General features: G+C 73.4%; 10 protein-coding genes and 1 pseudogene. All 11 read left to right on the forward strand.

Translation table 11 applies throughout. The annotated features are described in order from the left end of the window. Positions 1-394 precede the first annotated feature (394 nt). Positions 395-1,324 (forward strand): hypothetical protein, encoded by a 930-nt coding sequence (locus tag AB8Z36_RS20355; protein WP_369214776.1) that lies wholly within the window; start codon positions 395-397, stop codon positions 1,322-1,324. A gap of 36 nt (positions 1,325-1,360) precedes the next feature. Continuing rightward, positions 1,361-2,092 carry a GntR family transcriptional regulator gene (locus tag AB8Z36_RS20360; RefSeq protein ID WP_369214777.1) on the forward strand — a complete coding sequence of 244 codons (732 nt, stop codon included), beginning with the start codon at positions 1,361-1,363 and terminating at the stop codon, positions 2,090-2,092. Between the two features lie 134 nt (positions 2,093-2,226). Beyond that, positions 2,227-3,351, forward strand: coding sequence for a TIGR03364 family FAD-dependent oxidoreductase (locus tag AB8Z36_RS20365; RefSeq protein WP_369214778.1), 1,125 nt, complete (start codon positions 2,227-2,229; stop codon positions 3,349-3,351). Between the two features lie 5 nt (positions 3,352-3,356). Further along, a complete protein-coding gene (locus AB8Z36_RS20370; protein ID WP_369214779.1) occupies positions 3,357-4,067 on the forward strand; it encodes a phosphonatase-like hydrolase in 711 nt (236 codons plus the stop codon). Then, a complete protein-coding gene (locus AB8Z36_RS20375) occupies positions 4,064-5,116 on the forward strand; it encodes an ABC transporter ATP-binding protein (protein WP_369214780.1) in 1,053 nt (350 codons plus the stop codon). The genes AB8Z36_RS20370 and AB8Z36_RS20375 overlap by 4 nt, the downstream gene beginning before the upstream one ends. Beyond that, positions 5,109-5,981, forward strand: coding sequence for a 2-aminoethylphosphonate ABC transporter permease subunit (locus AB8Z36_RS20380; protein WP_369214781.1), 873 nt, complete (start codon positions 5,109-5,111; stop codon positions 5,979-5,981). Before AB8Z36_RS20375 ends, AB8Z36_RS20380 begins: the two co-directional genes overlap by 8 nt. Further along, on the forward strand, positions 5,968-6,783 hold the full coding sequence (locus AB8Z36_RS20385; protein WP_369214782.1) for an ABC transporter permease: 816 nt from the start codon (positions 5,968-5,970) through the stop codon (positions 6,781-6,783). The genes AB8Z36_RS20380 and AB8Z36_RS20385 overlap by 14 nt, the downstream gene beginning before the upstream one ends. A 41-nt stretch (positions 6,784-6,824) precedes the next feature. After that, positions 6,825-7,895, forward strand: coding sequence for a 2-aminoethylphosphonate ABC transporter substrate-binding protein (locus AB8Z36_RS20390; RefSeq protein WP_369214783.1), 1,071 nt, complete (start codon positions 6,825-6,827; stop codon positions 7,893-7,895). Positions 7,896-8,038: 143 nt separating this feature from the next. After that, on the forward strand, positions 8,039-8,818 hold the full coding sequence (locus AB8Z36_RS20395; protein ID WP_369214784.1) for an HAD-IIA family hydrolase: 780 nt from the start codon (positions 8,039-8,041) through the stop codon (positions 8,816-8,818). An 86-nt stretch (positions 8,819-8,904) separates the two neighbouring features. Next, positions 8,905-9,453, forward strand: a complete 549-nt coding sequence (locus AB8Z36_RS20400; protein WP_369214785.1) for a hypothetical protein — start codon at positions 8,905-8,907, stop codon at positions 9,451-9,453. 15 nt (positions 9,454-9,468) lie between these two features. Next, a pseudogene (locus tag AB8Z36_RS20405) lies at positions 9,469-9,775 on the forward strand (class F sortase); the annotation flags it as partial.

Genomic DNA, 9,775 nt, shown 5'->3' on the forward strand with positions numbered 1-9,775 from the left:
GTCTGGGGGAGGGGGCGGCTCTCCGCCGGGGGTGCAGCCGCCACCGGTTCACTGCCCCGCCACCGGTTCCCGTCCCGCTCCCCGGCGGTCCGTCCGGCCGCCTGCTCACCGTCCGCCACCGGTTCACCGTCCCGCTCCCGGCTCACCGTCCCGCCACCGGCTCACCGTCCCGCTCCCCGGCGGTCCGTCCGGCCGCCTGCTCACCGTCCGCCACCGGTTCACCGTCCCGCTCCCGGCTCACCGTCCCGCTCTCGGCGGTCCGTCCGCCGCCTGCTCATCGTCCCGCTCCCCGGCGGTTCGTCCCGCCGTCTGCTCGTCGTCCCGCTCCCCGGTGGTCCGTCCCGTCGCCGGTTCACCGTCCCGCTCCCGGCGGTCCGTCCCGCAAAGGTCACTCATGCGCCTGTGCAGTTCTCTCGCCTCCGGCGTGGCCACCGCCGTCGCCGTCGCCCTTGCCCTCACCCTCGCGTGCGCGCTCGCCGGGGCGCCCGCCGCCGCGAGGGCGTCCACCGTGACCGGGGCGCCCGGCACCGAGGCGTTGACCCTCGCCGGGGCGCCCGCCGCCGCGACGGCGTCCACCGTCACCCGGGGGCCCGGCACCGAGGCGTCCACCGTCACCCGGGGGCCCGGCACCGAGGCGTCCACCGTCGAGGGAACAAGCACGCCCGCCGCCCGCCAGGGCCCCGCCCCGCTCGTCGCGTACGAACCCAGCTGCGCTCCCGCCGACCGTGCCGACTTCCCCGTCGACGCCCGTATCCACGAGGGACCCCGCACCTACCGGCCGGGCGGCGGGCGGCAGGAGTGGGCGATCGGGCTCACCAACGCCACCAGTGAGACCTGCGACCGCGTCCACCCCCTCGTCGTCCTGGTCGGCAAGGAGCGGTCGCTGCGCCCCGAGCACATCGGGCTCGAATTCCACGACGGCTCCCGCTGGCACCCCGTGGCGTTCCACCGGACCGACCAGAGCGAGATCATCGGCGTCTTCGACGACGGGTTCGGCGGGTTCTCCGTCGGGCCGGGCAAGACCGTCACCGTCAAGGTACGGATGGGCTTCACCGGCGAGGCCGCCGCCGACACCGTCACCGCCACCGCCGCCCTCGTCCAGCGCAGGAAGAACGACGGCGACTGGGTCGGCGAGTCCAACCCCTACGCCTTCGGCATCGCGCCCGACGCCCCCGCCATGCTCTCCGCCGACCAGCTCGCGCGGACGGGTGAGCGCTATCTGACCGGGCTCGGCGCCACGGCCGCCCTCCTCGTCATCGGCGGCGCCGCCCTGATCGCCTTCTCCCGCAGGTACCGCGACCGGACGCCAGGCGCCCCCCGCTGAACCCGGCCGTTCACGTCCGTCTGCGAACATCCCCCGGTGGACCAACTGAACCCCGCCGACCTGCTCGGTCACGTGCCGGGCGCCCCCGTCCGCTCCGGCATCCCCGAGCACGGTCGCATCCCGAAGTACTACGCCGTCAAGGCCAGGATCTCCGCCCTCGTGGACGACCTCGGCGAGGGCCAGGCGCTGCCCGCCGAGCGGGATCTCGCGGTGCGGTACGAGGTGGCGCGGGAGACCGTGCGCCAGGCGCTGCGCGAACTGCTCCTGGAGGGGCGGCTGCGCAGGCAGGGGCGCGGCACGGTCGCCGCGSSSCCSMMTGCGCGCCAGGGGCGGACCCCGGGACGGACCCTGATCTCGCTCGACCGCTTCCCCTGCCCGCCCGCCCTCGCCGCCGACATCGGGGCGGAGCCCGGCGAGCCCGTCTGGCACATGGAGCGCGTCCTGCTCGCCGACGACGAGCGGGTCGGCCTGGAGAGCACCTACGTCTCCGTGGCCCGCGTGCCCCGCCTCGACACCGATTTCGCCCCCGACTCGTCCTTCTACGCCCACCTCCGCGAGAAGCTCGGCATCGCCTTCGGGGACGCCGACGAGCGGATCGAGACGGTCCTCGCCGCCCCGCGCGAGGCGCTGCTCATCGGCACGCCCCCCGCGCTGCCCATGCTGCTCATCCACCGGCTCTCCCGCGACACGGCGGGCCTCCCCCTGGAGCGGGTCCGCACCCTGTACCGGGGCGACCGGTTCTCCTTCACGGCACGGCTCGGCGGCTGAGAGCCGAAGGCGTCGCACCCACCCTGCCCGGATAACGAGAACATAACGGGTCTAGTCCAAGCTTGATGACCCGTTAACCGTCCCGTTGCCGCCCGGCCCCGCCCGCGCCACCCGGCGAAAGGAGCGTTGCGGCCGTGAGAGTCATCGTCGTAGGAGCCGGCGTGGTGGGCACCATGCACGCCTGGCACGCAGTGGAACGCGGCCACGAGGTCGTACAGATCGAGCGCGAGAGCGAGGCCCGCGGGGCGTCGCTCCGCAACTTCGGGCAGATTTGGGTGAGCGGCCGCGCGGGCGGCGAGGAGCTCGACACCGCGCTGCGCGCCCGCGAGCTGTGGGAGGGCATCGGCGAGCGCGTCCCCGGCCTCGGCTTCCGGGCCAACGGGTCCCTGACCCTCGTACGCGACGAGCGGGAACGGGCGGTCGCCGAGGCCGCGCTGGCCCGCCCCGACGCGGCGGCCCGCGGCCACAAGCTGCTCACCGCCGACGAGGCACGCGCCCTCAACCCGGCCCTGCGCGGCGAGTTCAGCGCGGCCCTGTGGTGCGAGCGGGACGCCGCCGTGGAGCCCCGCACCGCCCAGGTGCGGCTGCGCGAGGCGCTCCTGAGGTCGCCCCGCTACACCTTCCTGCCGAACCGCGAGGTCCGCGAGGTCGTCGGCGCGGGCGCGGTGCGGGACGACCACGGGCAGGTGCACGCGGGCGACGTCGTCGTGCTCGCCACCGGCGCCTGGCTCGGCGGCCTCGTGCGCGAACTGGCGGGACCAGACCTGCCCGTACGGCGGGTCCGGCTCCAGATGATGCAGACCGAGCCGCTCGGCGAGGCACTGACCACGTCCGTGGCGGACGCGGACAGCTTCCGGTACTACCCCGCGTACGCCTCGCCCGCGCTCGACGCGCTCAACGCCGGGCAGCCGCAGACCCCGACTGCCGCCGCGCACCGGATGCAGCTCCTGATGGTGCAGCGCGCGGACGGCGGCCTGACCGTCGGCGACACCCACGAGTACGAGCACCCCTTCGCCTTCGACACCCTCGAAGACCCCTACGACCACCTCACCGAGGTCGTCGAGGGCTTCCTCGGCCGCCCGCTGCCGAAGGTCAGGCGGCGCTGGGCCGGGGTGTACGCGCAGTGCGTCGACACCAGCCGTGTCGTCCACCGCCAGGAGGTGCACGAGGGCGTGTGGCTGGTCACCGGGCCCGGCGGGCGCGGCATGACCTGCTCGCCCGCCATCGCCGAGCGGACCGCGAACGAACTGAACTGGTGAGGAACATGAACGTGCCACAGCACCGCGTCGGGCTCGTCGTGCTCGACATGGCGGGGACCACTGTCGCCGACGGCGGCCTCGTCGAACAGGCCTTCTCCGCGGCGGCGGCGGAACTCGGCGTCGAACCGGGCTCCGCCGACCACGCGGGCAAGCTCGACTACGTACGCGCCACGATGGGCGAGTCCAAGATCTCCGTCTTCCGGCACCTGTTCGGCGACGAGACGCTCGCGCGGCGGGCCAACACCGCCTTCGAGACGGCGTACGGAGAACTGGTCGAGGCGGGCCGCATCGCCCCCGTCAGCGGGGCGCGGGAGGCCATCGAGGCGCTGCGGGCCGACGGGCGCACCGTCGTCCTCACCACCGGCTTCGCCCGCGTCACTCAGGACGCCATCCTCGACGCGCTCGGCTGGCGCGGCCTCGTCGAGCTGACCCTCTGCCCCGCCGACGCGGGCGGCCGGGGGCGCCCCTACCCCGACATGGTGCTCAGCGCGTTCCTGCGGACCGGGGCCGTGGCGGACGTCAGGGAGGTCGCCGTCGTGGGCGACACCGCCTACGACATGACGAGCGGGGTCCGGGCCGGAGCCGGGGTCGTCGCGGGCGTGCTGACCGGCGCCCACGGCGAGGACACGCTCAAGGAGCACGGCGCCACGCACGTCCTCGCCTCGGTCGCCGGTCTGCCCGCGCTCCTCGCGCCGCCCGCCGGGACGGGCACATGAGCGGCGGCATCCGCTTCGAGCGGGTCTCCGTCGCCTACGACGGCCACACCGTCCTCGACTCCCTCGACCTGACCGTCGGACCCGGCGAGGTCATGGCCCTGCTCGGCCCCTCGGGGTCGGGCAAGACCACCGCGCTGCGAGCCGTCGCGGGGTTCGTGCGGCCCGCGTCCGGGCGGGTGTTCATCGGCGGGCGCGACGTCACCGCGCTGCCGCCGCACCGGCGGGGCATCGGCATGGTCGTCCAGCAGTACGCGCTCTTCCCGCATCTGCGCGTCGCGGACAACGTGGCCTTCGGCCTGAAGGCCCAGAAGACCGCCAAGGCCGAGATCCCGGGCCGGGTCGCCGAGGCCCTGGAGATGACGGGCATGGGCGCGTACGCGAGGCGCTACCCGCGTGAACTCTCCGGCGGCCAGCAGCAGCGCGTCGCCATCGCGCGGGCCCTGGCCATCCGGCCCGGCGTGCTCCTGCTCGACGAGCCGCTCTCCGCGCTCGACGCACAGCTCAGGTCCGGCATGCTCGCCGAACTCGCCCGGCTGCACCGGGAGCTGCCCGACGTCTCCATCCTGTACGTCACCCACGACCAGGTGGAGGCGCTGACCCTGGCGGACCGCATCGCCGTCATGGACCGCGCGAGGCTCCGGGACTGCGGCACCCCGCAGGAGCTCTACCGGACCCCTCGTACGGAGTTCACGGCCTCGTTCGTCGGCAACGCCAACCTCCTCCCGGTGACCGTGGGAGAGGGGTCGGTCTCGCACGGCGGGACCGAGCTGAAGGTCGACACGCGTGGTGCCGCCGCCGGGGCGGGCGCCACGCTCTGCGTCCGGCCGCACCTCGTCGGCCTCGGGGACGGGCCGAACGCCCTCACCGGCCGGGTGAGCGAGGTCCAGTGGCGGGGCGCGACGCACCGGCTGTACGTCGACGTCGCCGGGGAGCGGGTCAAGGCGGACGTCCGCGAGCTGCGGGACCCGCCCGGCATCGGCGACGAGGTCACCGTGCACTTCGCCCCCGAGGACGCGGTCCTGCTCTCGGCGGGGGTGGCCGATGGCTAGCGCCACGCTCACCCCGGCGCCCGCGCGCGAGGCGCGGCCGCCAAGGACCGTGCCCCGCTGGGTGTGGGCCCTGCCGCCCGTCGCCGTCCTCGGCCTCGTCTTCCTCTACCCGCTCGCCCTGGTCGTCCAGCAGTCCGTGCGGCCCGACACCGGAGGGACCTCCTTCCGCCCCTACGCGGACGTCTTCGCGTCCGAGGCGTTCCGGGAGGCGCTCGGCACCACCGTGTGGCTCGCGCTCGGGTCCACGGCGGGATGCCTGGTGCTCGGCTTCGCCCTCGCGCTGGTCATCGCCTTCGTGCCGTTCCCCGGGGCCAGGGCCGTCTCCCGGTTCATCGACGTCTTCCTCTCCTTCCCGTCCTTCCTGATCACCCTCGCCCTGCTCTTCGTCTACGGCACCAAGGGCATGGCCAACGGCGTCTGGACGGACGCGACCGGGGCCGCCGAGGGGCCCTTCCAGTTCCTGACGACGCCGTGGGGCGTGCTCCTCGCGGAGATCACGTACTTCACGCCGTTCGTGCTGCGCCCGCTGCTCGCCGCGTTCTCCCAGCTCGACACGGCCCAGCTGGAGGTGGCCTCCAGCCTCGGCGCGCGGCCCGCCCGCATCGTCCGCCGCGTCATCCTGCCCGAGGCGCTGCCCGCGCTCGCCGCGGGCGGCAGCCTCGTCCTCGTGATGTGCCTGAACGAGTTCGGCATCGTGCTCTTCACCGGCGCCAAGGGCGTCACCACCCTGCCGACGCTCGTCTACGGCAAGGCGATCCTCGAATCCGACTACCCGGCGGCCTGCGTCGTCGCCGTCGTCAACATCGCGATCTCCGTGGGCCTGTACGGCCTCTACCGGGTGGTGAGCCGACGTGCTGGTGCATAGCCGCGGCGGCAGACGGGCCGCCTGGGTCCTCTTCGCCGTCCTCTTCCTGCCCCTCTTCGCGCTACCGCTCCTGGTGATCCTCGCGGCGTCCTTCTCCGCCCACTGGTCCGGCGCCTTCCCCTCCGGCCTCACCACCGCGCACTACGCGGCGGCCACCCGCGGCGAGTCGCTCCAGGCCCTCACCACCAGCCTGGTCACCGCCGTCACCGCGAGCCTCCTGGCACTCGCCGCCGGATCGTGGGCCGCGCTCGCCGCCGACTCCCTGAAGAAGGGGAACGGTCTTTCCCGGTTCACCGGCCGGGTGCTCGGCACGCTCTTCGTGCTGCCGGTCGCCGTGCCGTCCCTCGTCGTCGGCCTCGCGGTCCTCGTGGCGTTCAGCAAGCCGCCGATGATCCTCAACGGCACCCGGTGGATCGTCGTCCTCGCGCACGCCGTGCTCGTCACCGCCTTCGCCCACCAGTCGGTCGCCGCCGCCCTCGCCCGGCTCGACCCGGCGTACGAACAGGCCGCCGCCTCGCTCGGCGCCCGCCCCTCCCACGTCCTGTGGAAGGTGAAGCTGCCGCTCCTCCTGCCCTCCCTGAGCGCCGCCGCCGGGCTCTGCTTCGCCCTCTCCATGGGCGAGCTGAGCGCCACGATGATGCTCTACCCACCCGACTGGACGCCGCTCCCGGTGCGGATCTACGCCGCCACCGACCGCGGCTCGGCCTTCACCGGAGCGGCCCTCGCGGTCGTCCTGATGGCGGCGACCCTGCTGGTGCTCCTCGCCGTCTCCCGCGTCCGCACCCGCGCCTCCTACCGCTGACCCCGCCACGCCCGACCCCCTCGCAAGGAGTACCCCACGTCATGTCACGCGCCACGCAGCTCCGCACGCTCGCCGCCGTCACCGGCGGCCTCGTCCTCGCCGGTTCCCTCACCGCGTGTGGCGGCACCTCCGCCGCCTCCGACGACAAGGCCGTCACCGTCTACAGCGCCGACGGCCTCAAGGGCGAGAACGGCGACGGCTGGTACGACCAGGTCTTCAAGGACTTCGAGAAGAAGACCGGCATCAAGGTCAACTACGTGGAGGGCGGCTCGGGCGAGATGGTGCAGCGCGCCGTCCGCGAGAAGTCCAACACCCAGGCCGACGTCCTGATCACGCTGCCGCCCTTCATCCAGCAGGCCGACGCCAAGGGGCTCCTGAAGGCGTACGAGCCCGAGGGCGCCGAAGAGGTCGACGGCTCCGCCAAGGACGCCGGCGGCAAGTGGACCGCCGTCGTGAACAACTACTTCGGCTTCATCCGCAACAAGAAGGAGCTGCCCGGCGGCAAGGCCCCCAGGACCTGGGAGGACCTCACCGAGGACACCTACAAGAACAAGGTGCAGTACTCCACGCCCGGCGTCGCGGGCGACGGCACGGCCGTGCTCATCAAGGCCATGCACGACTTCGGCGGCGAGAAGCAGGCGATGGCTTACCTGAAGAAGCTCCAGAACAACAACGTCGGACCGTCCGCCTCCACCGGCAAGCTGGCCCCCAAGGTCGACAAGGGCGAGCTGCTCGCCGCCAACGGCGACGTCCAGATGAACTACGCGCAGTCCAAGGACATGCCGAACCTCGGCATCTGGTTCCCGGCGCGGAAGGGCGGCAGGCCCACCACCTTCGCCCTGCCGTACGCGGCGGGCCTGGTCACCAACGCCCCGCACAGCGCCAACGCCAGGAAGTTCCTGGACTACCTCCTGAGCCGGAAGGCGCAGTCCCAGGTCAGCTCGGTCGGCGGCGGCTTCGCGGCCCGCAAGGACATCAAGGCCACCGACACCGACGCCATCGCCCTGGACAGGATCGTCGAAGGGGTCGAGGTGTTCGAGCCGGACTGGACGGACATCTCCGAGAACCTGCCCCGCTATGTGGCGGACTGGAAGGCGGCCACCGGGAGCTGACCGTGTGCGGAAGCGTGCACGGCCGGGCATGATCCGCCCGGGATCGGCGGGGTCAAGATCACGGTTCCCTGTTTAGGCTAAGGGCGTCGGCACAGCGCTGTCCCGGCGCCTCTCAGAACTCGCAGACCGCAGGAGTGCACCCCATGGCAGAGCGCAAGCCCATCGAATCGTGGCTGACCGACATGGACGGCGTGCTGATCCACGAGGGCGTCCCGATCCCGGGTGCCGACGCCTTCATAAAGAAGCTGCGCGAGTCCGGCAAGCCGTTCCTGGTCCTCACCAACAACTCCATCTACACCGCGCGCGACCTCCAGGCCCGCCTGAACCGCATGGGCCTGGACGTGCCCGTCGAGAACATCTGGACCTCCGCGCTCGCCACCGCCAAGTTCCTCGACGACCAGCGCCCCGGCGGCACCGCCTACGTCATCGGCGAGGCGGGCCTGACGACCGCGCTGCACGACATCGGCTACGTCCTCACCGACCACGACCCGGACTACGTGGTGCTCGGCGAGACCCGTACCTACTCCTTCGAGGCCATGACCAAGGCCGTGCGCCTCATCAACGGCGGGGCCCGCTTCATCTGCACCAACCCCGACGAGACCGGTCCCTCCACCGAGGGGCCGCTGCCCGCCACGGGCGCCGTCGCCGCGCTGATCACCAAGGCGACCGGCAGGACCCCGTACTTCGCGGGCAAGCCGAACCCCCTGATGATGCGGACCGGCCTCAACGCCATCGGGGCGCACTCCGAGACCAGCGCCATGATCGGCGACCGCATGGACACCGACGTCCTCGCGGGTCTGGAGGCCGGGATGGAGACCTTCCTCGTCCTCACCGGACTGACCTCCCGCGACGGCATCGACCAGTACCCCTTCCGGCCCTCCACGGTGGTGGACTCCATCGCTGACCTGGTGGACCGCGTCTAGGTCCGGTCCCCGGGTGCGACCCGTTTGCCACACTCCGGTGGTCGGTGACGCTCACCCGGCGTGAACCTCGGAGGAGGAGGTTCACGATGTGTATAGGTCCGCTAGCTCTCCGCGCCGCCCCGGTCGCCGTGGCCCTCGCCATGGCCCTGCCGGGCGCGGCCCAGGCCCACGACCAGGGGTCCGTACGGGCCGGAGTCACCCCGTCTAGTACCGCGCCCGGCGCCACCGTCGAGGTGAGCGTCACGGGATGCGAGGGCACCACGGGGTCGGCCGGGTCCGGAGCCTTCGAACAGGACGCCGAGCTCACCGGGGAGGGCGGCGGCTCCCACGCGCTCAAGGGCAGCGCCCGCGTCAGAGAGGGCCTGACCGGCACCTACGACGTCACCGTCACCTGTGACGGCCACCCCCATCAGGGCGCGGGCACCGTCGCCGTCGAGCACCACGAGCCCGCGCCCGAGGCCCCGTCCAAGGCCGGTGGCGGCGGCACCTCCGGGCTCGCCGCGCACGCGGCCCGCGACGACGACGCCGCCGAGGCGGGCCCCGGCACCCGGCACGCCGTGGTCGGCCTGGTCCTCGCCGGGGTGGCCGCCGTCGCCGTGGCCTTCCGCAGCGTCCGACGGCGTCGCCCCGAGTGACGGGCGGGCGTGAACATGTCCGGTGACAAACGCGCACCCGGGCCCGCGCGCCTCCTCACGGGGATCGCCTGGGCGGTTCTGCTCGTGGGCCTCGGGCTGTGGGGCAGCGGCCTCTCCGGCCTGCCCGGCGGCCTCACCGCACCCGCGACCGGTGACGTGGCGGCGGTCGGCCGTCCCCTCGGCGTCGAGCTGCCGAGCGGCCACGAGCCGCTGGCCCCCGCCCGGCCGCGGCGCGTCGACGTACCCGACCTCGGCATCGAGGCACCGGTGAGCGCCCGCGGCCTCGACCCCGACGGCGCCATCGACCCCCCGCCCTTCGAAC

Origin of the sequence: Streptomyces flavofungini (assembly GCF_041028215.1) — a bacterium.
Taxonomy (GTDB): domain Bacteria; phylum Actinomycetota; class Actinomycetes; order Streptomycetales; family Streptomycetaceae; genus Streptomyces; species Streptomyces flavofungini_B.